This window comes from Tsuneonella mangrovi, assembly GCF_002269345.1.
Classification (GTDB): Bacteria; Pseudomonadota; Alphaproteobacteria; order Sphingomonadales; family Sphingomonadaceae; genus Tsuneonella; species Tsuneonella mangrovi.
Map to the genome: position 1 here is coordinate 2,487,048 of NZ_CP022889.1, position 23,642 is coordinate 2,510,689.

Annotated in this window: 22 protein-coding genes and 1 tRNA gene; 13 read left to right on the forward strand and 10 right to left on the reverse strand. The window is 63.9% G+C overall.

Annotation, left to right across the window (positions count from 1 at the left end; genetic code table 11):
• The first annotated feature begins 137 nt into the window (after positions 1-137).
• Positions 138-1,271 carry an SPOR domain-containing protein gene (locus CJO11_RS12075; protein ID WP_095013396.1) on the forward strand — a complete coding sequence of 378 codons (1,134 nt, stop codon included), beginning with the start codon at positions 138-140 and terminating at the stop codon, positions 1,269-1,271.
• Positions 1,272-1,330: 59 nt separating this feature from the next.
• Positions 1,331-2,653 (forward strand): DUF418 domain-containing protein, encoded by a 1,323-nt coding sequence (locus tag CJO11_RS12080; protein ID WP_240504491.1) that lies wholly within the window; start codon positions 1,331-1,333, stop codon positions 2,651-2,653.
• Here CJO11_RS12080 and der read toward each other — a convergent pair.
• Positions 2,638-4,026, reverse strand: coding sequence for a ribosome biogenesis GTPase Der (der, locus tag CJO11_RS12085; RefSeq protein WP_095012927.1), 1,389 nt, complete (start codon positions 4,024-4,026; stop codon positions 2,638-2,640). The two genes, CJO11_RS12080 and der, sit on opposite strands and share 16 nt — an antisense overlap.
• 127 nt (positions 4,027-4,153) lie before the next feature.
• Between der and CJO11_RS12090 the strand changes: the two genes are divergently transcribed.
• Positions 4,154-4,954, forward strand: coding sequence for a CHAP domain-containing protein (locus CJO11_RS12090; protein WP_095012928.1), 801 nt, complete (start codon positions 4,154-4,156; stop codon positions 4,952-4,954).
• A gap of 3 nt (positions 4,955-4,957) precedes the next feature.
• Here CJO11_RS12090 and CJO11_RS12095 read toward each other — a convergent pair whose 3' ends face one another.
• Positions 4,958-5,236: a DUF3297 family protein gene (locus tag CJO11_RS12095; protein WP_095012929.1), complete on the reverse strand. Its 279-nt coding sequence runs from the start codon at positions 5,234-5,236 to the stop codon at positions 4,958-4,960.
• A gap of 183 nt (positions 5,237-5,419) precedes the next feature.
• Here CJO11_RS12095 and CJO11_RS12100 point away from each other — a divergent pair.
• The 3 genes from CJO11_RS12100 (at position 5,420) to CJO11_RS12110 (ending at position 8,004) form a co-directional block, all read left to right on the forward strand.
• Positions 5,420-5,504 (forward strand) — tRNA-Leu (locus CJO11_RS12100).
• A 61-nt stretch (positions 5,505-5,565) separates the two neighbouring features.
• Entirely contained in the window at positions 5,566-7,143 is a 1,578-nt protein-coding gene (tig, locus tag CJO11_RS12105) for a trigger factor (protein WP_095012930.1), read from the forward strand.
• A 189-nt stretch (positions 7,144-7,332) separates the two neighbouring features.
• Complete coding sequence (locus CJO11_RS12110; RefSeq protein WP_420823139.1) at positions 7,333-8,004, forward strand: CHAP domain-containing protein; 672 nt, start codon at positions 7,333-7,335, stop codon at positions 8,002-8,004.
• Positions 8,005-8,017: 13 nt separating this feature from the next.
• Here CJO11_RS12110 and CJO11_RS12115 read toward each other — a convergent pair whose 3' ends face one another.
• Complete coding sequence (locus CJO11_RS12115; protein WP_240504492.1) at positions 8,018-9,499, reverse strand: amidase; 1,482 nt, start codon at positions 9,497-9,499, stop codon at positions 8,018-8,020.
• Positions 9,500-9,821: 322 nt separating this feature from the next.
• Positions 9,822-11,903: a TonB-dependent receptor plug domain-containing protein gene (locus CJO11_RS12120; protein WP_095012933.1), complete on the reverse strand. Its 2,082-nt coding sequence runs from the start codon at positions 11,901-11,903 to the stop codon at positions 9,822-9,824.
• Between the two features lie 219 nt (positions 11,904-12,122).
• Between CJO11_RS12120 and CJO11_RS12125 the strand changes: the two genes are divergently transcribed.
• The 3 genes from CJO11_RS12125 (at position 12,123) to CJO11_RS12135 (ending at position 15,023) form a co-directional block, all read left to right on the forward strand.
• Positions 12,123-12,827: an ATP-dependent Clp protease proteolytic subunit gene (locus CJO11_RS12125; protein WP_095012934.1), complete on the forward strand. Its 705-nt coding sequence runs from the start codon at positions 12,123-12,125 to the stop codon at positions 12,825-12,827.
• A 184-nt stretch (positions 12,828-13,011) separates the two neighbouring features.
• Positions 13,012-14,277, forward strand: coding sequence for an ATP-dependent Clp protease ATP-binding subunit ClpX (gene clpX / locus CJO11_RS12130; protein WP_095012935.1), 1,266 nt, complete (start codon positions 13,012-13,014; stop codon positions 14,275-14,277).
• Between the two features lie 26 nt (positions 14,278-14,303).
• The gene (locus tag CJO11_RS12135) at positions 14,304-15,023 is read left to right on the forward strand and encodes a class I SAM-dependent methyltransferase (RefSeq protein WP_095012936.1); all 720 of its coding nucleotides are present in this window, start codon (positions 14,304-14,306) and stop codon (positions 15,021-15,023) included.
• Positions 15,024-15,033: 10 nt separating this feature from the next.
• Here the strand turns inward: CJO11_RS12135 and CJO11_RS12140 are convergent, their stop codons facing one another.
• The gene (locus CJO11_RS12140; RefSeq protein WP_095012937.1) at positions 15,034-15,948 is read right to left on the reverse strand and encodes a cation diffusion facilitator family transporter; all 915 of its coding nucleotides are present in this window, start codon (positions 15,946-15,948) and stop codon (positions 15,034-15,036) included.
• A 231-nt stretch (positions 15,949-16,179) separates the two neighbouring features.
• Positions 16,180-16,863, reverse strand: a complete 684-nt coding sequence (gene mtgA, locus CJO11_RS12145) for a monofunctional biosynthetic peptidoglycan transglycosylase (RefSeq protein WP_420823155.1) — start codon at positions 16,861-16,863, stop codon at positions 16,180-16,182.
• A gap of 155 nt (positions 16,864-17,018) precedes the next feature.
• Here mtgA and CJO11_RS12150 point away from each other — a divergent pair, with 155 nt between their 5' ends.
• The gene (locus CJO11_RS12150) at positions 17,019-17,291 is read left to right on the forward strand and encodes a DUF4242 domain-containing protein (protein ID WP_095012939.1); all 273 of its coding nucleotides are present in this window, start codon (positions 17,019-17,021) and stop codon (positions 17,289-17,291) included.
• A gap of 17 nt (positions 17,292-17,308) precedes the next feature.
• Here the strand turns inward: CJO11_RS12150 and CJO11_RS12155 are convergent, their stop codons facing one another.
• The 3 genes from CJO11_RS12155 to CJO11_RS12165 form a co-directional block, all read right to left on the reverse strand.
• A complete protein-coding gene (locus CJO11_RS12155) occupies positions 17,309-18,580 on the reverse strand; it encodes an MFS transporter (protein ID WP_095012940.1) in 1,272 nt (423 codons plus the stop codon).
• Between the two features lie 87 nt (positions 18,581-18,667).
• Entirely contained in the window at positions 18,668-19,582 is a 915-nt protein-coding gene (gene rpoH / locus CJO11_RS12160; protein ID WP_205651075.1) for an RNA polymerase sigma factor RpoH, read from the reverse strand.
• Positions 19,583-19,706: 124 nt separating this feature from the next.
• Entirely contained in the window at positions 19,707-20,651 is a 945-nt protein-coding gene (locus CJO11_RS12165; protein WP_095012941.1) for an RluA family pseudouridine synthase, read from the reverse strand.
• 16 nt (positions 20,652-20,667) lie between these two features.
• Here CJO11_RS12165 and CJO11_RS12170 point away from each other — a divergent pair, with 16 nt between their 5' ends.
• Entirely contained in the window at positions 20,668-21,060 is a 393-nt protein-coding gene (locus CJO11_RS12170; protein WP_095013399.1) for a M67 family metallopeptidase, read from the forward strand.
• An 18-nt stretch (positions 21,061-21,078) separates the two neighbouring features.
• On the opposite strand, the gene purU is transcribed toward CJO11_RS12170, so the two are convergent.
• Complete coding sequence (gene purU / locus CJO11_RS12175) at positions 21,079-21,954, reverse strand: formyltetrahydrofolate deformylase (RefSeq protein WP_095012942.1); 876 nt, start codon at positions 21,952-21,954, stop codon at positions 21,079-21,081.
• A 259-nt stretch (positions 21,955-22,213) separates the two neighbouring features.
• Between purU and CJO11_RS12180 the strand changes: the two genes are divergently transcribed.
• Together CJO11_RS12180 and CJO11_RS12185 are read left to right on the forward strand one after the other, a co-directional pair.
• Positions 22,214-22,858 (forward strand): histidine phosphotransferase family protein, encoded by a 645-nt coding sequence (locus CJO11_RS12180; protein ID WP_095012943.1) that lies wholly within the window; start codon positions 22,214-22,216, stop codon positions 22,856-22,858.
• A complete protein-coding gene (locus CJO11_RS12185; protein WP_095012944.1) occupies positions 22,858-23,565 on the forward strand; it encodes an N-acetylmuramoyl-L-alanine amidase in 708 nt (235 codons plus the stop codon). The genes CJO11_RS12180 and CJO11_RS12185 overlap by 1 nt, the downstream gene beginning before the upstream one ends.
• Positions 23,566-23,642: the final 77 nt, after the last annotated feature.

Below are 23,642 nucleotides of genomic sequence, written 5' to 3' on the forward strand. Positions count from 1 at the left end.
TTAACGCTGGGGATATTGGGCGAGTGGCCGCCGCTGCCAAAAAAGCCTGTCGCCAGAAACTCTTTGCTAACGCGCCGTTCACTATGACAGTGTTCGAACAGCGTCCGATTGCAGCGGAAGAGGGGAGCGCACCGACCATGAAGCCCTGGGGGCCACTGACGATTGCAGCGGCGTGCGGCTTGTTCGTGGCAACGCCGGCACTGGCCGACGTCAAGGCCGGGGTCGATGCGTGGACCGCGGGCGACTTCGCCAAGGCGGTGGCCGAGTGGCAGGGTCCGGCGGCGAAGGGCGATCCCGATGCGCTGTTCAACATGGCTCAGGCCTATCGCCTCGGTCGCGGGGTCCCCGTCGATATGGCCAAGGCCGAGGAATATTATGCCCGCGCCGCCGCGAAAGGGCACTTGAAGGCCGCCGACAACTATGGATTGCTGCTGTTCCAGGACGGGCGTCGCAAGGAAGCGATGCCTTATATCGAAGCGGCAGCCGGACGCGGCGATCCGCGTGCGCAGTACCTGTTGGGGATCGCCCGGTTCAACGGCGACCTGCTGCCCAAGGATTGGGTCAAGGCCTACGCGCTCCTGACCCTCGCCAACGCTGCGGGGCTCCCCCAGGCCAAGCCCGCGATCCAGCAGATGGACGACTATATCCCGCTTGCCCAGCGCCAGCAGGCGCAGTCGCTCGCCGCACAGATGCGGTCCGATGCCGACACCACACGGGCCAGCCAGATGGCTGCAGCCGACCTCGACGCGGACAGTCCGCAGGTCACCCAGGTTGCTTCAGCGAAGCCTGCCAGTGTCCTTCCACGTGCGCGGATGCCGCAACCGGTGCAGAGCGTTGCCGTGCCGCCGAGTGGACCGGCGATTGCCGACGCGCGGGCTGCGGTCGCCGAAGCGATGCGCGCGACCGGGACCGAGAGCCCGGCGCAGGCCGGGGCGGACTTCGCAACCCGCCCGGTGAACAGGCCCGTAGTCCAAGCCGCTCCGGCTCCGGTGCCGGAACGGCCAGCACGCGCAGCTCCATCGGCACCCCCGACTGCTTCTGCAGGCTGGCCGTGGAAGGTCCAGCTCGGTGCGTTCTCGGTGGCGGGCAATGCGGACAAGCTATGGTCGCAGCTGTCGGGCAAGTCGGTCCTCGCCGGCAAAACCAAGCTCACAGTTCCCGCTGGGCGGTTGACGAAGCTTCTGGCCGGGGGCTGGACGAGCCGCGATGCAGCGCAATCGGCCTGCGATGCGCTCAAGGCTGGCGGCCAGCCCTGTCTCGTTACGCGATAAAGGCTTACCCGCAACGCTTGCCGTGATATTGCTTCCCTCCGGGAGAGAGGGGGAGAGGCATGGCAAGCAGCCATACTCCGCAAAGTGAAGCGCCCGCCGAGGTGCAAACGGGAGGGATCGTGGTTCCGCCGCCTGAGCCGGTGCGGGATCGTCTCGCCAGTCTCGACTTCATCCGCGGGATTGCGGTGATGGGGATCCTGCTCGCCAATATCGTCGGCTTCGGGCAACCGTTCATGGCCTATGCCTGGCCGGACGGGTTTGCCACTGCCCACGGTCCGATCGACGGGTGGCTGTGGATTGCCCAGTTCGTGCTGGTCGACGGCAAGTTTCGCGGGCTGTTCAGTGTGCTGTTCGGGGCCGGGATGGTGCTGTTCATGGACCGGGCGTGGACGCGCGGAGATACCCGCTGGTTGCAGGTCAAGCGCCTGTTATGGCTGCTGGTGTTCGGCCTTTTGCACTATTTCCTGTTGTGGCGCGGCGACATCCTGACGCTTTATGCGGTGTGCGGCATGGTCGCGCTCGCGTGCCTGCGGTGGAAGCCCGAAACGCAGCTGGCGGTGGGCCTGACCGGATTCGTATTCGGCGGTATTCTCAATGCCGCTGGATTGTGGCTGTTCTGGGCATCCGAAGGCGGGCAGGGGGGCGGCGCATACTATCCGGCGGCGATGACAGGACAAGTCGCCCAAACGCTTGCCGAGATGAAGGCAGATGCCGCAATCGAGCTCGCGAACGCACGGCACGGTTCGTATGCCGACCTCGTGGTGCATTCGGTGATGCACCACGGCCTCGAATGGCTCCAGGCGATCGCGATGGTCTGGACCGAGACGATCCCGCTGATGCTGATCGGGATGGCGCTTTACAGGTTCGGCATATTCGATGGTGGTGTGGATCGGCGCGACCAGTTGCACTTCGGCTGGCTCGGGATCGCAGTCGGTTCGGCGCTGACCGTGCTGCTGGCGCTATGGATCAGGGCCACCGGCTTCACCTTCGCCGGGACGATGTTCGCATTCATGGGGGCGGGTGGATTGGCGCGGCTGCCGGTCGTGCTGGGAATGGTGGCGCTGTTGGCCGCGTGGGCCCCTGTGGCAAGCGGTTGGTTGGGGCAGCGGGTAGTCGCAACCGGGCGGATGGCGTTTTCCAACTACATCGGCACGTCGCTGGTCATGCTGTTCGTATTCCAGCCACCGGGGCTGCGGCTGTTCGGCCAGTTGACCCGCCCGGAGCTATATCTCGTCGCGCTGGCGGGGTGCTGCGTGATGCTCGCCTGGTCGAAGCCGTGGCTTGCGCGCTTCGGCTACGGCCCGCTCGAGTGGCTCTGGCGTTGCCTGACCTATCGGCGGCTGTTCGCAATCCGGCGGAAGCCCGCTCAGTCCTTGGCGTAAGGGTTCTTCGGAGTCTTGAGCACCACCCGCACCGGAACCGCGTCGAACCCCAATGATTTCCGGATCCCGTTGACGAGATAGCGTTCGTAACTCTTGGGCAGCATGTCGAGCCGGGTGCCGAATACCACGAACCGCGGTGGGCGGGTGCCCGCCTGGGTGATGTAGCGCAGCTTGATCCGCTTGCCCTTCGGCGCGGGCGGGGGATTGGCTTCCAGCGCATCGTCGAACCAGCGGTTGAGCGCCGATGTCGGTACGCGTTTGGACCATGCCTCGCGGATCTCGAATGCGGCGTGGAGCATCGTGTCGAGCCCCTTGCCGGTCTTCGCGCTGACAGCGAACAGCGGCAGCCCGCGAACCTGTGCCAGCCCTTCGTCTAAAGCAGCTCGGATGCCGTTGAACAGGCGACTGGCGTCTTCGGCGATGTCCCATTTGTTGATCGCGATCATCAGCGCGCGGCCTTCTTCGAGAACCTGGCTGGCAATCTTGAGGTCCTGGTGCTCGAGCCCGCGAGTGGCATCGAGCAGCAGCACGACCACTTCGGCGAAGTCGATCGCCCGGCGGGCATCGGCAACCGAGAGCTTCTCGAGCTTGTCGACTACCTGCGCGCGCTTGCGCATCCCGGCGGTGTCGATCAGGCGGATATCGCGCGTCTCGCCGTCGATCGGATCGGTCCATTGCCAGTCGATCGCGATCGAATCGCGAGTGATCCCCGCTTCCGGCCCGGTCAGCAGGCGGTCTTCGCCGAGCAGGCGGTTGATCAGGGTGGACTTGCCCGCGTTGGGCCGCCCGACGATCGCCAGCTTGAGCGGACCGGTCACGAAATCGTCCGGTTCGGCGGGTTCCCCCGCGCGATTTGCCGCAGCGCGCTCGGCCTCGCCGTCGCCGATCAGCGGCCACAGCGCCCCGAACAGGTCGGCGACGCCTTCGCCGTGTTCGGCAGACAACGCAATCGGCTCGCCGAAGCCGAGCGAGTATGCTTCGAGCACGCCTGCCTCGCCGGTCCTGCCCTCGGCCTTGTTGGCGACCGCGATCACCGGTACCTGCTGGCTGTGCAGCCAACGGGCGATCTCGTTGTCGAGCGGGGTCAGACCGGCACGCGCATCGATCACGAACAACGCCGCGTCTGCGCCTTCCAGGCTGACTTCGGTCTGCTGGCGCATCCGGCCCGGCAGGCTCTCGGCATCTTCGTCTTCCCACCCGGCGGTATCGACGATCGTGAATTCGAGCCCGGCGATCACCGCATCGCCCATCCGCCGGTCGCGCGTGACGCCGGGCTGGTCGTCGACCAGCGCCAGCTTCTTGCCGACGAGCCGGTTGAACAGCGTGGACTTGCCCACGTTGGGGCGCCCGATGATGATGACCTGCGGTTTCATGGCTGTTCGCGCAGGTGGAGCCTCGGCGCGCGATTGGCAAGCGTAGTGGTGATACCGGCAACTCCTAATTGCGCGTTAACCATAGCGGGCAGGCCCGTCCTAACCTTATTTGGGCAGTCCGGCGGGCATGAGGTTTTCCGAATCCTGCATTGTCCTTGCCGTCGCGAGCGCGCTCGCGGTGCCCGCCTTTGCGAATTCGACGGACATCGATTCGGACGGGGATTCGTCCTCCGAGCTGCCCGCCTACATGCAATGTGTGCCCTATGTGCGTGAGCGCACGGGTATCCAGATCTACGGCGATGCGCTGACCTGGTGGGACCAGGCGGAGGGGCGCTACCAGCGTGGTCACCGCCCGAAAAAAGGCGCGGTGATGGCGTTCAGCCCTTATCGCAACATGACGCTGGGCCACATCGCGGTGGTTTCCAGGGTAATCGACAGCCGCACGGTGCTGATCGATCATGCCAACTGGTCGCCGATCGACGGCCAGCGGGGTCAAGTCGAGCGCGGGGTCGAAGCGATCGACGTATCGCCGAACAACGACTGGAGCGAAGTACGGGTGTGGTACGACCCGATTCAGGCGCTCGGGCGGACCGAGTGGCCAGTGGAAGGGTTCATCTATCCCGGCAAGGCACGGGGCAGCGACGATCCTGCGTTCGGCGGACGCACGGTTATTGCGGCGGCCGCGCCTGCAACCGCCAGTCCGCAGCCCGCTCGCGCGACTTCGCGCGAGTTCCTTGCAGCGTTTGCCGATGTCGGCGCTCCGCAATCCCGGTCCGCAATGCCCCACATCGCGGCGAGAACCGCTCCGAGGCAGGCTACTGTCGCGCAATACGAAAGGGTGAGGGTGCGGATCGACCAGCACACACTGCGTACCGAAGTGGCGTCTAACGATCCGATCGACGCAGCGATCGCGCGCTACGACAACTAGCCCTCAGGCTTTCGCGACGGGCGGATTGTCGCCCAGATCCTCGAACCATGCCTCGACCGGGCCGGTGAGCTTTATCGTCAACGGCCGGCCCTTGCGGTCCATCGTCTTTCCAGCCTGCACGCGCACCCAGCCTTCGGAAATGCAGTATTCCTCGATATCGGTGCGTACCCGGTCCTTGAACCGAATGCCGATGCCGCGCTGCAGCACCTCCGCATCGAAGAAATCGCTGCGCGGGTTGACCGCGAGGCGGTCGGGCGGAGTCTGGTTCTGGTCGTCGCTCATGCGCGGCCCGTAGTGCGGCGTTGGTGCTGCTGCAAGACGCTACTTGTGCGGAATTTCACCTGTTTGTCGTATGGAATCGCCGGTCGGTGCCGCGCACGCTTGCCCTTTGCAGCGTAGCGGGCTAACGGCGCACCCCTGTTCGCGGGCAGCCTTGCGGTTGTCCGCACGGCTTCGTTCGGGTTTGCGGGCGTGGCGGAATTGGTAGACGCGCTGGTTTTAGGTACCAGTATCGCAAGATGTGGGGGTTCGAGTCCCTTCGCCCGCACCATCCGCTACGCGCAAGCGCCCGGGCAGACACACCGGAATTCTCTAGAAGGCTTTTCGTTCAGATGCAGATCAAGGAAACCACCAACGAAGGGCTCAAGCGCGCCTATGCCTTGACGATCCCTGCCAGCGAAATCGAGGCTGCGGTGACCGCGGAGATCAAGAAGATCGCCCCGCAGGTTCGCATGCCCGGCTTCCGCCCCGGCAAGGTGCCCGCCAACCTCGTGCGCAAGATGCACGGCGAGGCGCTCCACGCGCAGGTGTTCAACGACACGATCAAGGACGCGGTCGATTCGCTGATGCGCGACAAGGAACTGCGTCCGGCGATGCAGCCGCAGGTCGAGCTGGGCGAAGGCTATGAAGAAGGCAAGGACGCCGAGCTTTCGGTGAGCCTCGAGATCCTGCCCGAAGTCGAAGCGCCCGACACCAGCGGTATCAAGCTCGAGCGCCTGACGGTCGCCGTCAGCGACGACGAGGTCGAGGAATCGCTCAAGACCCTCGCCGGCCAGCAGAAGAGCTGGAAGGACGCCGCGAAGACCAAGAAAGCAGCGGACGGCGACCAGCTGATCATCGATTTCGTCGGCAAGCTCGACGGGGTCGAGTTTGAAGGCGGCACGGCGGAGAACATCCCGCTGGTGATCGGTTCTGGCCAGTTCATCCCCGGCTTCGAGGAACAGCTGGTCGGTGCCAAGACCGGCGATGCCAAGACCATCTCGGTGACTTTCCCGGCCGACTACCAGGCGGAAAACCTGGCCGGCAAGGAAGCGACCTTCGACGTCACCGTGCAGAAGGTGCAAGTGGAGAGCGAGACCAAGATCGACGAGGATTTTGCCAAGTCGCTCGGGCTCGAAAGCCTCGAACAGTTGCGCGGCCTGCTCAAGGGCCAGGTCGAGCAGGAGCTGAACGGCCTCACCCGCACCGCGATGAAGCGCCAGCTGCTCGACCAGCTCGCCGCAGGCCACGATTTCGCGGTCCCGCCGACAATGGTCGATGCCGAATTCGAACAGATCTGGCAGCAGCTCCAGCAGGAAGCTGCGCAGGAAGCCGATCCCAAGGCAGCGATGAAGGAAATCGAGTCCGAGAAGGACGACTATCGCCAGATTGCCGAGCGCCGCGTGCGGCTCGGCCTGCTGCTTTCGGAGATCGGCCAGGCCAACGGCGTGCAGGTGACGCAGCAGGAAATGTCGATGCTGGTCCAGCAGGCGGCCCAGCAGTACCGACCGGAAGACCGCGAGCGGTTCATGGAACTGGTGCAGACCAACGAGATGGCCGCCGCTCAGCTCCGCGCCCCGCTTTACGAAGACAAGGTCGTCGACTTCCTGTTCGACAAGGCCGAGATCACCGATCGTGAAGTAACCCGTGAGGAACTGCAGGCCGCGATCGAGGCCGAAGCCGACTCGAGCGCCAAGCCCGCCGCCAAGAAGAAGGCTCCGGTCAAGAAGCCGGCTGCCAAGAAGGCGCCGGCGAAGAAGGCTGACGCCGAGGCCGAGGCCAAGCCGGCAGCCAAGAAGGCACCGGCCAAGAAGGCGCCCGCGAAGAAGCCTGCTGCGAAGGCCGAAGCCAAGCCCGCTGCGGCGAAGGCTCCGGCGAAGAAGGCGCCCGCCAAGAAGCCTGCTGCGAAGAAGGCTCCGGCCAAGAAGTAATTTCGCGACAGCGCGGCGCGACACCAGATAGGGCGCATCCGGCAGCGGGTGCGCCCTTTCTGTTGTGTTTGGTGGGCGTGTCTCGCCGATCATGCGACGAGTCGTGCGCAAGACGGGACCACGCTGTCCTCGTGCCCTTCAGACTCCGGGGATGGCCCGCTAGGGCAGGTCCTTCGGGTCGGAAAAGCAATGAGGGTCGGTCAAAAGATGGGATCGCAGGTCGAGCACGGCACACGCCGCGCCCACTCCATCGCTACGCGCATTGGTACTTCGTTGATCGCTGCAACGGTGATCTTCGTGCTTCCGGCTACGGCGCAGGCGCATAGCCGCTACCGCCATCACGCCCGCTCGCACCATCTCCAGTGCGTGCCCTACGCGCGCGAGGTTTCAGGTATCGCGATCCACGGCAATGCGCGCACCTGGTGGGACCAGGCCGACGGCGTATATGCGCGTGGCGACGAGCCCCGCGTCGGCGCAGTGCTGGCATTCAAGGGCACCCGCGCGATGCCCTATGGTCACGTCGCGACGGTGAAGATGGTGATCGACGGGCGCCACGTGCTGCTCGACCATGCCAACTGGTCAGGGCCGGGGCGGATTGAGCACGGCGCGCTGGCAGTCGATGTATCCGACGCAGGCGACTGGAGCGAAGTGCGTGTGTGGTACGCGCCGAGCGATGCGCTGGGATCGCGGACCAACCCAACCTACGGCTTTATTTATGACCACGCTCCCGAAGCACCCGATGCCAGTGAGACACCGGCGACGCTTGACAGCGGGCCCGCGCATATGGCCGGCGATGGACTAGCGGACGACGCCAACGGCATTCCGGGCAAGGTCGGCCCGGTGATGCTCGCAGCGCGGTAGGTTACCCTAACTATCAGCTGTCAGGATCAGCCTTCCACGGAGCGAAGGTCGGTTCGGGCAGGACTGCGGTTCTAACCCGCTCGTAGGCCGCACCCGCTTCCAGCAATTTATGGTCGGACCACTTCGCTCCGACGAAGCTCAGCCCGACCGGCAGGCCTTTGACCGCGCCCATCGGCACGGTGAGGTGCGGGTAGCCGGAAACCGCGGGCAGGGTGCCGATGCCGATCGAACCGTTATAGTTCCCGCCGTTGACGAGATCGATCGTCCAAGCCGGACCGACGGTGGGTGCAACGAGGAACGCAACCTTGTTGTCGGCAAGCAATTTGTCGATGCCTTCCGGCCCGGTGATGCGCACGTCGTTGGCGCGAGCGGTTTCGTAAGCGGCCTTGTCGGTCGTCTCTTCGGCCTTTTCGAACAGGTCCTGCCCGAACCAGGGCATTTCCTTGTCTGCGTGCGCCTTGTTGAAGGCGATCGCATCGGCGAGCGAGCGAATCGGGATATCCGCCGGCGACGAAGTGAGATATTTTCCGAGGTCTTCGCGCAGTTCGTAGAGCAGCACGGTCATCTCGTCGAAGCCGCTCGCGTGGCTATCGTCGGGCATGTCGTAATCGATATCGACCAGCACCGCCCCGGCGGCCTTGAGGTTGTCCATCGCCTGCTGGAACAGCGCGGCCACGCGCTTGTCGTTGCCGATCTGCTTGCGCATCACGCCGATCCGCACGCCCTTCAGCGAGTAGGTGCTGAGCCCGGCGGTAAAGTCGGTCTTGTGCGCATCGGCATCGGCGGTAGCTGGATCGGCTGGGTCGGTGCCGGAGATCGCATTGAGCAGCAGGGCCGCGTCGTAGACGCTGCGCGCCATCGGCCCCGGGGTGTCCTGGGAATGGCTGATGGGCACAACGCCGGTACGCGAGACCAGCCCGACGGTGGGCTTGAGCCCGACGATCCCGTTGACCGACGACGGGCAAGTGACCGAGCCATCGGTTTCGGTCCCGATTGCCGCCCACGAAAAGTTCGCGGCCACCGCCGCGCCGCTGCCCGAGGAAGAGCCGCAGGCCGTCCGGTCGGTCGCGTGCGGGTTGCGCGTCAGGCCGCCCACTCCGCTCCACCCGCTGGTCGAATGGCTCGATCGCATGTTGGCCCATTCGGACAGGTTGGTCTTGCCCAGCACGACCCCGCCATCCTTGCGCAGCCGCGCGATCAGCGGCGCGTCACGCTTGGTGAAATTGTCCTTCAGCGCCAGGCTGCCTGCCGTCGTCGCCCATTCGCGGGTTTCGATATTGTCCTTGACTAGCACCGTCCGTCCGCCGAGCGGCAGCCTTGCCTTGGCCGCGGCATCGGCTTCGGCGGGTGCATCGGGGTTGGTCACGATGACCGAGTGTATCGTCCCGTCGAGCGCCTTGATCCGGTCAAGATACGCCTGGGCGTCGGAACCGGGTGATGCAGCAGCGGCTGCGGGGATGGCGAGTGCGGCGAGCGCGATGGGCAGGGTCCTCATGGAGGAGCATCCTGCCATCGCGTGCCGTGCTTGCCTAGGCCGCGTGGACAAATTCCGCACGAGCCACGGTTCGAGACCCATTTGGCTGCTTGCGAGGCGCAAAACCGAAGTCAGAGTGGGCCTCTTGCAAGGTTTTGCAACGAAGCAGGCGGCCAAATGGGCCGAACCCCGCGGGGGCCGGGCCGAAAAGCGCCACTTCTGCGTCGTTCGTCCTCGAATATGCCAGCATGTCCTTCGTCCTCACTCCTGGAACTGACGCTTTTCGCCTCCGGCCGTGACCGTGGGGAATCTGTCCACGCGGCCTAGTGGTTCGTAAGCGTGCTCAGAAACTTCCCCGGACATAGAAATTGAAGATGTTCGAAACGCCGTAGCGCCGGCTCTCGTGGAACAGCACTGGTGAGCGGTCGCGCAGCCCGTCGTAGACGGTCCGGTCGAGGATCGCCTTGCCGCCGGTCAGGTTGAACGCGTTGACGCCGACTGTCAGGCCGAACACGTCTTTGTTCTCGATGAACATGTTCGTGTAGATCGGTCCTTCGTAGTCGCGTCCCACTTCATAGAGCCGAACGTAGGGCTGCACGTGGTTCCACTGAAAACCGCCGCCCAATGCCCAATTGCTGCCGGGGACATCCCACCGCAGGTTGGCCTCTGCGTGCATGTCGTTGTCGTAACTGAAGGCGCGCGACACGCCCGTCAACGGATCCTTGAAGCTCGATTTCTGGGCGGTGAACTTGGCGTCTATCTTGGCACCCTTCCAGCCGATCGGATCGAAATTGATCGTGGTGTTGAATTCCGCGCCGACCAGGCTTGCATGGGGAATGTTGCCCCGCGATTCGCCGCCGGGGACCGGGACGATATCGATGTAGTCCTCGATCGACTGGGCGAACGGCGCAAGCGTAAGCGAGCCCCACTTGCCGAGATTGCGGTTGATCTCGATCCGGGCTTCCCACGCCTGCTGCGGTACCAGTAGGACGTTGCCAGCATTCTGGTTGTTCTGATCGAGGTCCACGCCGGCGAGGAAATCGCCGAACGACAGTTGGCCGACCGTACGCGCGAGCTTGAGCGACATGTCGAGCTTGTCGCTCGCCTTCCACGCCAGCGTCAGCGAGCCCTTGGGCCGCCAGAAGCTGCGAACGAGCCCGCCCGGGCTGCTCTGAGCGAGCGTGGAATATTCGCCGCCGCCGCCGATCGAAAGCGTCAGGCCCTTGGCCAGCGTATGGTTGTGGGTGAGGATCACTTCGTAGCGATCTTCGGTCACCCCGCCGGTGCCTTCGGGGAACGGGATCGGCACGAACACGCCGCTGGGATCGAGATCAGCGAGGGTCGAGACCTGACTGTAGCGGTTGAACGCGCCTTCGCCATCGAGTTCCCAGTCGCCGCCGAACATTGGCCAGCGCAGTTCGGCACGTGCGATGCGTTCACCCGAATCGCGGGTCTGGTCGAACTGCGATCCGGTCGCGGGCGAGCCGTCCGAATAACTCGAGATCGAGGTGGCCGGGCCGGCGTAATGGTCCGAACGGTCGATCCCGATCAACTTGAGCCGGCCGGGCCCGAAGGCGAAATCGATATCGGCGGTGATCTCGTGCGAGTGGCCGTCATCGATATTGTTGAACAGGCGGTGGGTATCGAGCCCACCGGCGGCGTGGCGCATTTCATCGTTGGTGAAGCGCGAAGTGGAGTACTGCAGGTTGCCGCCGAGATTAGCCACCGTCCCGCCGGGCGAAGTCCATTTGAGGCTGCCTGCCAGCGTCGGGCGATCGGCGCGATACTGGATCACGCCGTCGCGGGTTTCGAGTACGTTGCCCGCGCCGTCAGTGATGATGTCGCCTGCTATGCCGCCCGCGCCGCCGCGTCCGAGGCGGTTGGAAAGCGAGGCGTTCCATTCGAGCGAAGAGGTCGAGCCGGAGATCGAGACTTCACCGCCGATATAGCTCGGCGGGGCGTACTGCGGGCGCACGCGCGCGTCGTACTCGAACTGGCCGGAGACGCCGCCTGCCTTGGTGACGATGTTGGCGACTTGTCCCGACAGGCCGGGGATACCCAGCGTCGCACCGTCGACGATATCGATGCGGACTACCTGGTCGGCCGGGATGCGCCCCAGCCGGGTGAGAATGTCGGTCGACTTGCTGGCATAGCGTTCGCCGTTGACGACGATATTGGACTTGGCCTGGCCGAGCCCGCGCTCTTCCTGGCCGATCTGGACGGTGAAGCCGGGCACCTGCTGCAACATGTCGTAGGCGTTGCGCGGCGAATAGCGTGCGAAGAATGCCGCATCATAGGACTGGCGCGTGGCAGATTGCGCAGTCGACTCGACCGCCGCGTCCTTCGCGTCCTTGGCAAAAACAGGCGTTGCGCAGCTCACGAGCAATGTGGCTGCGATCAGGCGCAAAGCGCGCGAAGACGGCATATTTCCTCCCGATAACAATACGTATGCAGTGTATTATGGGAGTGATACGCTGGAGCAGATTGGTGCTCGACGAACGACATCGGCGAATCGATCAATGACAATTGTAGTCGATGAGCGGCTTACTGCGAGCGGTGAGCAGGAAGGTTAAGGCCCTTGAACATCGCCGCCGCACTCGCGACATAGGCTCCCGACAGACATTCCATGGAAGGCTTACCCACAATGATCGACCTGCTCGGCAACTCCGGCGAAACCTTTGGTACCCAAGGCCAGTTCACCCGCGACCCGGTGACCGGCGCGCTGGTGCCGGTGGTGGTCGAGCAGACCAGCCGGGGCGAGCGCAGCTTCGACATCTTCAGCCGACTGCTGCGCGAACGCATCGTGTTCGTGACCGGCCAGGTCGAGGACGGGATGGCCAGCCTCATCACCGCCCAGCTGCTGTTCCTCGAGAGCGAAAACCCCTCGAAGCCGATCAGCATGTACATCAACTCGCCGGGCGGAGTGGTGACCTCCGGCATGGCGATCCACGACACCATGCAGTACATCAAGCCGCGGGTTTCGACCGTCTGCATGGGGCAGGCCGCTTCGATGGGCAGCTTCCTGCTGGCGGCGGGCGAACCGGGGATGCGGATCGCGCTGCCCAACGCACGGATCATGATTCACCAGCCTTCAGGCGGGGCGCAGGGCATGGCATCCGACATCGAGATCCAGGCCAAGGAAATCCTCCGCATTAAGGCGCGGATGAACGACCTTTACGTCAAGTACACCGGTCGATCGCTCGACGAGATCGAGAAAGCGATGGATCGCGACACCTTCCTCGAAGCCGAAGAAGCGATGAAATTCGGCTTGGTCGACAAGGTTTTCGAGACCCGTCCGGAGAATGAAGAATCGTCCGACGCGGAAGGTTCGGGCGGCGCGCCCGAGTAAATCGTAAGGTTTTAGACGCGCGACTGGCCCGTTACCGGACACAAGGTGTAGGAATTGGGCAACCGTGTGCTTTCAGCATACCGCAAGGCGATTTTGCTAGGCACAATATGTTGATTATCGGACTACTGGCCGTAAGGTCGGCGAATCCCTGCGGTAAAAACGCAGGATTCGGGATGAGCAGGAAATGACGAAGTTGACCGGATCGGACTCCAAAAGCACCCTTTACTGCAGCTTCTGCGGGAAGTCGCAGCACGAGGTGCGCAAGCTCATCGCCGGGCCGACGGTGTTCATCTGCGACGAATGCGTCGAGCTGTGCAACGACATCATCCGCGAAGAAGCGAAGGCGGGCCTTTCCGGGCGCAAGGAAGGCGACGTTCCGACCCCGCACGAGATTTTCAGCACGTTGAACGATTATGTGATCGGGCAGGACCGCGCCAAGCGCGTGCTCTCGGTCGCGGTGCACAACCATTACAAGCGCCTCAAGCACAGCGGCAAGGCGGGCGAAGTCGAACTCGCCAAGTCGAACATCCTGCTGGTCGGGCCGACCGGTTCGGGCAAGACGCTGCTGGCGCAGACGCTGGCGCGCACGTTCGACGTGCCGTTCACGATGGCCGACGCGACCACGCTGACCGAAGCAGGCTATGTCGGTGAGGACGTCGAGAACATCATTCTCAAGCTGCTCCAGGCGAGCGACTACAACGTCGACAAGGCGCAGCACGGGATCGTCTATATCGACGAGATCGACAAGATCACCCGCAAGGCGGAAAATCCTTCGATCACCCGCGACGTGTCGGGCGAGGGCGTTCAGCAGGCGCTCCTGAAGCTGATGGAAGGGACCACCGCTTCGGTGCCGCCGCAGGGCGGCCGCAAGCATCCGCAGCAGGAATTCCTGCAGGTCGACACCACCAACATCCTGTTTATCTGCGGTGGCGCGTTCGCCGGGCTGGACAAGATTATCGCGGACCGGCTGCAGAAGCGCAGCATCGGGTTCGGCGCGCACGTTGCCGATCCGGACAAGCGCCGGGTGGGTGAACTGCTGCAGAAGTGCGAGCCGGAAGACCTGCTCAAATTCGGGCTGATTCCCGAATTCGTCGGCCGCCTGCCGGTGATCGCGACGCTCAACGATCTCGACGTCGGCGCGCTGGTGCAGATCCTGACCCAGCCGAAGAACGCGCTGGTCAAGCAGTACCAGAAGCTGTTCGAACTCGAAGATGTCGACCTGACCTTCACCGACGACGCGCTGCAGGCGATCGCCGAGAAGGCCATCGCCCGCAAGACCGGCGCGCGCGGCCTGCGCTCGATCGTCGAAGGCATCCTGCTCGACACCATGTTCGACCTGCCCGACATGGACGACGTGTCGGAAATCGTGATCGACAAGGACGTCGTCGAAGGCCGCAAGGACCCGGTTCGCGTGGTCGGCGGCAAGAAGGACAAGGAAGAGGCGGCCTGATTGCCGTGGCTGGCCGGTAGCACGCGATGCTCCGGCCGCCTCCTGCCATCGCTACATTGCTGAAGCGGGTTCCGGGGCTTCAAGCGCTCGTCCGGCGGATCGAGAACCCCGACCATTTCGCGCTCGAGCAGAGCATCCGCAACGGCAGCAGGCTGGCGGTGCTGCAGCCCTACACGACGAGCGCGGAGGATCGCTATCCGGCGCTGTTCGATCGGCTGGCGCGCGAACTGGGTAGCCTTTCCGAACCGCGCATCCTCTCGTTCGGTTGTGCCGGCGGCGAGGAAGTCCGCGCGCTTCGTAAGCGGTTGCCTCGCGCGCATATCACCGGGATCGACGTCAATCCGCGCGCGGTCGCCCGGGCGCGCCGCATGGACCGCAATCCGCGTTCGCGTTACCTGCTCGCCGACCGGCCGCTGCAGGGCGAGACGTTCGATTCGATCCTCGCGCTGTCGGTGTTCCGCCACGGCACGCTCGAGCGCGAGACGCCGGATAGCTGCGCCGATGTCCTGCCGTTTGCACGCGTTGCCGAAGTCCTCTCGGCGCTCGATGAGGCGCTCCGTCCGGGCGGGTGGCTCGCATTTGGACATGCGCAGTTCCGCCTCGCCGATGTGCCCGCGACAGTGCGATTTACCTGCGAGACCCGGTTTCCCGACGAGCTGGCTGTGTCGACGGTGCTCTATGGCCCGGACGATCGCTTGATCGAAGGCGCGACCGATAGCGGCGGGCTCTACCGCAAACCCGGCTAGGCCGCATGGCCTAGCAGCCGGCCCGGCAGCTCTCGCGGCTGGTTTCAATCTGCACGGTGGTGTGGACGATACGGTGGTGCGCCTCCAGTGCTGTGGCGACCTCGTGCAGGAATCCGTCGCCCGGATGCCCACCTGGCATTTCGAGATGCGCGGTGAGAGCGGTCTCGGTAGTGCTCATCGGCCAGATGTGCAGGTCATGCACTGCGCTGACGCCGGGCAGGGCAGCAAGATAGCCGCGCACCGCGTCCTGGTCGATGTGGGCCGGCACGGCGTTGAGGCCCATTTTTACGCTATCCTTCAGCAAGCCCCACGTACCCCACGCGATCACCCCAAGGATCAGCAGGCTGGTTGCCGGATCGATCCAGCTCTGGCCTGTGAGCAGGATCAGCCCGCCAGCGATCACGACGCCGAGGCTGACCAGCGCGTCGGCTGCCATGTGGAGGAATGCGCCGCGCACGTTGAGGTCGTGCTTGCTGCCGCGCATGAACAGCACGGCGGTTGCGGCGTTGATCACGATTCCGATCCCGGCGACAATCATCATGATGCGCCCTTCGACCGCTGGCGGCTGGGCCATCCGGTCGACGGTCTCGAAGGCGATCCCCGCAATTGCGACCAGCAGCAATCCGGCGTTTGCTAGCGCCGCGAGGATCGTCGAACTCTTGAAGCCGTAGGTAAAGCGCCCGCCCGGTGAACGGGTGGCGAGGACCGCCGCGATCCATGCCAGCGCCAAACTCAGGACGTCGGACAGGTTGTGGCCGGCATCGGCCACCAGCGCCATCGATCCGGCCATGAAGCCATAGGCTGCCTCGACAATGACGAAGGCGGTATTGAGCACGATGCCGATCGCGAATGCACGGCCGAAGCTGGCCGGGGCATGTGCATGGGAATGGTTGTGGGAATGATCGTGCGCGTGCTCGTGCCCCAAAATCTGCCCCTTTCGCCGAACCGTTGCGCGGACGCCCGCAAGTCCCGCCTTCTCTATTGCCCACAAGGCGCATTCTGCAAGAAAAGACTGATAATCAGTATGTTATATAATACCCTCGTCGTAGATATAGTATCTCATAACACATTCGAGTGTGACAGCAAGGAGTTGATAGGTTGGACGTTTTCGGCTGGGCCACTCCGGCGACTGTGGTTGATCGAAAGAACGAGGCGCTCAATCGTAGATACAAGCGTCGAGCGCGTCGCGCCGGACAACGCCCAAACGGCGGGCGAGGGTGTTGCCGTGACGTCGCACGAACCCGCTTGGATCGACCGCTTCGCGCTTTGCCGGGAGTGGCAGCACAGCGGCGATGCGCGCCGCTTCGATCGCGCTCAACCGCGCCGCCGAATGCCCGAAGTAACGCTGTGCTCCTGCTTGCACGCCATACGTGCCGATCCCGGTCTCGGCGACGTTGAGATAGACTTCCATGATCCGCCGCTTGCCCCAAAGGTGCTCGATCAGGAATGTGAACCAGGCTTCGAGGCCCTTCCGGAAATAACCGCCACCCTGCCACAGGAACACGTTCTTGGCGGTCTGTTGGCTGATGGTGGAGCCGCCGCGAATATGGCCGCGTCCGCGCTTGTCGACCCGCTCGTTGTGCGCGATGGCCTTCTCGATCGCATCGGTGTCGAACCCGTTGTGGCTGCAAAACTTGCTGTCTTCCCCTGCGATCGCGGCATCGACCATGCTGCGGTCGATGTTGGAGAGCGGTTCCCAGTCCTTGGTGATTCCGTGCGGGTCGGCCAGCATCGTCGCGGTCACCGGCACCGGCACGAACCGGTAGATCAAGACCCAGATGACGCTGATGGCGATGAACGCCACGATTGCCTTGGCGGTGATCCTGAGGATGCGGGTCATTCGGGTCATGCAAGGCGATTAGCGGCGGTCCCGACAAAAGAAAATGCGCTTCGCATTCGCCAGGGTGTTGGGCCGAAATTTGAAAACCGTTCGCCCGACTCGCCATGGATGGTGTATCCGGCCCGTCTTGCGGTCGCAGACCAAGGAGACTGCCAATGCCTCAGTTCGTTATCGAACGCGAAATGCCCGGTGCGGGGTCGCTCTCGCCGCAGGATCTGCAGGGTGCGTCGCAGCAATCGTGCTCGGTCCTTCGCGACCTCGGACCGGAGATCCAGTGGGTCCATTCGTATGTGACCGACGACAAGATCTACTGCGTCTATCGTGCGCCGAGTGCCGACCTGATCCAGCAACACGCCGATACCGCAGGGTTCCCGGCCAACTCGATCTCGGAAGTGCGCACGATCATCGATCCGACTACCGCCGAATAGGCGCCCCGACCGGCTGGCTAGGCGGCTGCGCGTTTCGGGCGCGTGGCCCCTACGAACGTCCAGAAAAGAACCAGCGCGATCGCCGGGAATGCCAGTTCGCCGGCCAGCATCGCGTTGGTGCCGAAGCTGTCGTGGATCTGCCCGTCGATCATCGACATCATCGCGATCGGGATGTTCGAAAGTGCCGCCATCAGGTTCCAGTTGGTCGCGGCCGACTTCTTGCCGATCGCCTCTAGCACGATCGCGGCGTAGCCGGTGTAGGCCATCCCGACCATCGCCGAATAGGCGAGTACACCGACGGTGAAGACCAGCGGTGTGCGGGGCAGGGCGATCATCGCGACCGCCACCAACCCTACAAAGATACCATACATCGAATAGGCGCGTTTCAGGTCCATCCGGTCGCAGATGAACCCCGCCGCCATAGCCCCGACGATCGAAGCGATGCCGCCCGATACGCCGTTGACCAGCGCGACGGTGTTTGCCCCGGCGTTCCACTCGCCGGCGATCGCAGACCACGGCACGCCGCCAGAGCCGATCGGCAGCAGCATGATGATCAACGCGAGGTATCCCGGCCGCGACTTGGCGACACCCCAGACATTGACTGCCACTTCCTTGAGCTCGGCAAAGTAATTGCGCGCAGCGCTTGCGGTTCGTTCAAGCTTGGGCAGCAGCAGCGTTGCACCCCAGCAGGCGATGCAGATAGCGGCCAGCAGTGCGCCGGAGACCCACGGCTGGGTGAAGTTTTCCGCCACCAGAAGACCGATCCCGCCGCCGATCCCGGCACCGCCGAGGTTGCCGGCTTGCGACCAGCCGCTCGCCCTTCCGCGCGTTTCGGGGGGCACGAAGTTGACCATGAAGATCTCGGTCGCCATCGAAACGAAGGTCGACGTGACCGACGATCCGACGATCAGTGCGATATACAGCGGCACCTCGGCCTGCGTCTTGGGAAGGACGCTCATCGCCAGGATGCTGAGACCCACGGTGAACGTGCCGACGGCGTACCACACCTTGGGATTGCCGATCGTGTCGACGAACGGCGCCCACAGCATCTTGACCGTCTGCGGCCAGACCGACAGCGCGATCAGTGTCGCGATCAGCGCGGTCGAAAGCCCTGCGCGGGAAAGCAGGAAGCCCAACGTGACGGTGACATAGCCGCTCGATATCCCGAACGGAGCGAATAGCGGGGCGAATACCCACGGAGAAACGCTGGCGCCCCCTCCCGTGTGAATCGGATCGGCTGGTGCGTCGGCTTCGATGTGGACGGACAGAACCGGTCTCCCGCGAGCGATAAAAGCTGCGCGAGGCTTAACGGCAAACGAAGGCCGGGCAAGCGGTTTGTCGCTGGCCCGGCCTGCGGATCGTTGTTCTGGAGACGCCTAGGCGGCGGCCATCGGCGCCGGCAGCAGTCGCTCGGTAGCGATGCGCTGCATCGCCTTCTGCAACTTCTCGAACGCGCGCACTTCGATCTGGCGAATGCGCTCGCGGCTGACGTCGTAGACCTGGCTCAATTCCTCCAGCGTCTGCGGGTTGTCCGTCAGGCGCCGTTCGGTGAGGATGTGCTTCTCGCGGTCGTTGAGGCTGTCCATAGCTTCCACCAGCATTTCGTGGCGGACGTGGGCTTCCTCGGCCTCTGCGGTGGTCTCGTCCTGCAGCGGGCGCTCGTCGGCCAGCCAGTCGAGCCATTCGCCCGAACCTTCCTCGCCATTACGCATCGCGACGTTGAGCGAACCGTCGCCGCCCATCATCATCCGCCGGTTCATATTGACCACTTCCTGCTCGGGCACGCCGAGATCGGTCGCGATCTTCGTCACGTCGTCGGGATGCAGGTCGCTGTCCTCGTAAGCGTCGAGGTTCTTCTTCATCCGGCGCAGGTTGAAGAACAGCTTCTTCTGTGCAGCGGTGGTGCCCATCTTCACGAGGCTCCAGCTGCGCAGGATGTATTCCTGGATGCTCGCCTTGATCCACCACATCGCGTAAGTCGCGAGGCGGAAACCGCGATCGGGCTCGAACTTCTTCACGCCCTGCATCAGGCCCACGTTGCCTTCGGAAATGAGGTCGCTCACCGGCAGGCCATAACCGCGATAGCCCATTGCGATCTTCGCCACGAGCCGCAGGTGCGAGGTCACAAGCTGCGCAGCAGCTTCGGGATCCTGGTGCTCCTCGTACCGCTTGGCGAGCATGTATTCCTGCTCGGCGGTGAGGATCGGATATTTCTTGATCTCGGAGAGATAGCGATTGAGGCTCTGCTCACCGCCCAGTGCCGGGACCGTCAATGGTTTGGTCTTGCTCACTCTTTACCCTGACCTTTCTTGCGTCGCCCTCTGGTGTCGGACCCCTGATGGGCATCCGGCGGATGGGGCACACTCTCATCTATATAGGGACGTGCGCCTTGTTTTGCAGCGCATTTCGTCGATTTTAACGACCGAGTTCGTCGATCAGTTCCTGCATATCGGCCGGTAATTCGGCCTCGAACGCGATCCGGTTACTGCTGACCGGGTGGATAAATCCCAGATTCGCCGCGTGGAGTGCCTGGCGCTGGAAGCCCAACTTCTTGAGAACAGGGCGAATCTGCGTTGGTGTCCGGCCATATACAGGATCCCCCAATAGCGCATGGCCGATTGACGCAAGGTGAACCCGCACCTGGTGTGTACGCCCGGTTTCGAGCTTGCATTCGATCAGGGCGCTATTATTCATTTTTTTCAATGTTTTATAGTGCGTTATCGCGTGCTTCCCGCGCGAGGATTCCTTTGGGAGCACGGACATTTTCTTGCGATTGGTGTCCGATCGGCCGAGCCGCCCGGAAATCGTGCCTTCGGCGGGGTTCGGGTGACCCCCGGCGACCGCAAGATAACGCCGTTCGATCGAATGATCGGCGAACTGCTTTGCCAGTCCTTCGTGGGCGATGTCGCTCTTGGCGACAACCAGTAGGCCCGAGGTCTCCTTGTCGATTCTGTGGACGATTCCCGGCCGCGCGACCCCGCCGATGCCCGAAAGTTGCCCCGCACAGTGGTGCAGCAGCGCATTCACCAGCGTCCCGTCGGGATTGCCAGCCGCGGGGTGGACCACCATCCCGGCAGCTTTGTTGACCACCACGAGGTGTTCGTCTTCGAATACGATATCGAGCGGGATATCCTGCGGCTGCGCAGCGAGCGGGGCGGGCGGAGGAACCGCGATCGAGAAATTTGCGCCTGCTGGGACCTTGGCCGAGGCGCTGGCTGCCGGCTGCCCATCGACCACAACTGCGCCGTCGGCGATAAGCGCCTTAACCCGCTCGCGCGAAAGCCCGCTCGATTCGGCCAGCACCTTATCTAGCCGGCCAGCCGAGGCGGTTTTGCCGGAGATGGAATTCGCGTCCCCCATGCTATGGACATGGGCGATGCAGGTGGAACTCTCAAGTGCACTGATCGAAAGCTTGCTGGCCAAAGCCGCCGCGGCGCATCCGCGCGAATGCTGCGGGCTGCTGCTGGGTGAGGGCGAGCGGATCAAGCAGGTGGTGCCTGCCCCCAATGTCCACCCACATCCGGAAAGACATTTCGAGATCGATCCGCAGGCGCTGATCGATGCGCATCGCGCCGAACGCACAGGCGGCGCGAAGGTGATCGGATATTACCACTCGCATCCTTCGGGCCCGCCCGAGCCGTCTGCCACCGATAGCGCGATGGCGGCGCACGACGGGCGGGTGTGGGCGATCGTGGGCGAGGGGCGGGTCGGGTGGTGGCGCGACGAGCCGGATGGTTTCGAACCGATCGACTTTCGCAACGCCGACTGACGCGATCAGACCTGCGGTTTAGCGGAACACGACCGTCCGCACGCCATTAAGGAATACCCGTCGCTCCGCAGTCCAGCTGACCGCACGTGCGAGCACGCGGGCTTCGATATCGCGGCCGATCCGCACGAGATCGCGTTCGGTCGCGCGGTGATCGACCCTTTCGACATCCTGTTCGATAATCGGACCTTCGTCGAGGTCGCTGGTGACGAAGTGCGCGGTCGCGCCGATCAGCTTTACCCCCTGCCGGTGCGCCTGGTGATACGGCTTGGCGCCTTTGAAGCTGGGCAGGAAGCTGTGGTGGATGTTGATGCACCTGCCTGCGAGCTGGTCGACCGTGGCGGGCGACAGCACCTGCATGTAACGGGCGAGCACGAGGTAATCCGCCTTGCATTCGCGGAAGAGCGACAGGACCTGCGCCTCTTGCGCTTCTCTACCTTCCGGGCCGATCGGCAGGTGGTGGAAGGCAATACCGTGCCATTCGGTAAGGTCGCGCAGGTCGGGATGGTTCGACACCACGCCGACGATCTCGACCGGCAGGTTGCCGGTGCGCCAGCGGTGCAGCAGGTCGTTGAGGCAATGGCTGCCCCTCGAAACCGCGATCAGCAGCCGCGGTTTGTCCGCCGCCGGGACAAGCTCCCACGCCATGTCATATTGCTTCGCGACCGGTGCAAAGCCACTGCGCAGGTCTTCGATCGATCCGGGGAAAGCAGCGCCTGCACCGGAAAATTCGACCCGCATGAAGAACCGGCCAAGCGCCAGGTCGGCATATTGCTGGCTGTCGAGGATGAAACCGTCGATGCCCGCCAGGTGCGCGGTCACGGCGGCAACGATGCCTACCTTGTCGCGGCACGACAGCGCGAGGATGTGCGAGGATTCAGCGTGCGGATTGCTCATGGTGGCGGCCTAGTCGCGGTCCGACCCGTCCGCCGCAACCAAGAAATTCTTCGCTGCGGTCTTTTCGCCGCCTCGACTGCCGGGGAGCGACGAGGTTCAGCGCATTTCCTACCTCGCTTCATCGCGCTAGGTTCACCCGCATGACCCCCTTCAGCGCCCGCTCTGTCGTGCTCCAAGCAAACCGCAGGTGGAACCGCTCGTTTTTTGGGCTAAGGACTGTGTTCCATGTGTTCCATCTTTCAGGAAACAGCGGCCTTTCATGAACGATACTGATGCTCTCGACCTTGCCAGCTTGCTTTGTTCACGCCTGTGTCATGACCTGCTTTCGCCGGTCGGGGCGCTGACCAACGGGCTCGAGCTGCTGGCCGACGAGAAAGATCCCGAGATGCGCCAGCGCTGCCTCGAACTGCTCGAGCAGAGCGCGAAGACCAGCGCGGACAAGCTCAAGTTCTTCCGTCTGGCGTTCGGCGCTGCCGGGGGGTTCGGCGAATCGGTCCCGGTCGATGAAGCGAAGGCAGTGATCGATGCGCTGGTGAGCGGCGGCAAGGCGATCGAGGTCCGCTGGGCGCTGGCCGAAAAGGAAATGCCAAAAGGCGCGGTGAAGGTGCTGCTCAATTTCGCGCAGATCGGGATCGATGCGCTGGTGCGCGGAGGAACGCTCGATATCGGGGCGGAAAGTCGCGATGGCGCGAGCGAAATCGTCGTGCGCGCGGCCGGCCAGCGGGTCGCGTTCGACGAAGCGATCGGCAAGGCGTTGTCGGGAGAGCTCGATGGCGGCGAGATCACCAGCCGCACTGCCGCGGCGCATATGCTCGCGCTGCTTGCCGACAAGGCCGGGGGTGGTTTGCAGTACGCACTGCACGACGACGCGCTGGTGCTCGGGGCGGTCCTGCCGGAAGGCTGATGGCCGACGAGCTGGTCCATCGCGAAGAGCCTTCGCCTAACCGCAATCCGCGCAAGGCTCCGATCTCGATGGTCGTGCTGCATTATACCGAGATGGAAAGCGCCGACGCAGCGATGGCGCGGCTATGCGATCCGGCTGCCGAGGTCAGCGCACATTACCTGATCAGCGAAGCGGGCGAAGTGACCCGGCTGGTCCCCGAAGCCGAGCGCGCGTGGCACGCCGGACTTTCCTACTGGCGCGGAGTGCGCGACGTGAATTCCGCGAGCGTCGGCATCGAGCTCGACCATCCGGGGCATGGGCTGGGCTATCGCGACTTCAGCGATGCGCAGATCGATGCGCTGATCCCGCTGCTGGCGCGGATAACCGGGACATACGATATCCCGCGCGCCAATGTCGTCGGCCATTCGGACGTTGCCCCGGCGCGCAAGACCGATCCGGGCGAACTGTTCCCGTGGGATCGCCTCGCCGAATACGGACTTTGCCTGCCGCGCCCCGCAAAGCTCGAAACCGGCGATCCATTCGACAACGATGCCGCGTTCTACCTCGCGCTCGAGCGGTTCGGGTACGACATCACCGATGGGCACAAGGCGGTCGAGGCGTTCCAGCGCCGCTGGCGGCCCGAGCGGATCGACGGGATCGTCGATGGCCAGCTCCGCGCGATCCTGTTCCAGTTGTTGCTTGATCGCGATCGCGGGCTGGCCCGGTAGCAAACCTGACGCAGGTCAATGCCACGGGTCGGCCCGCACGATAGGGCTGGCAAAATATAGAATGCAGAGGTGAACGA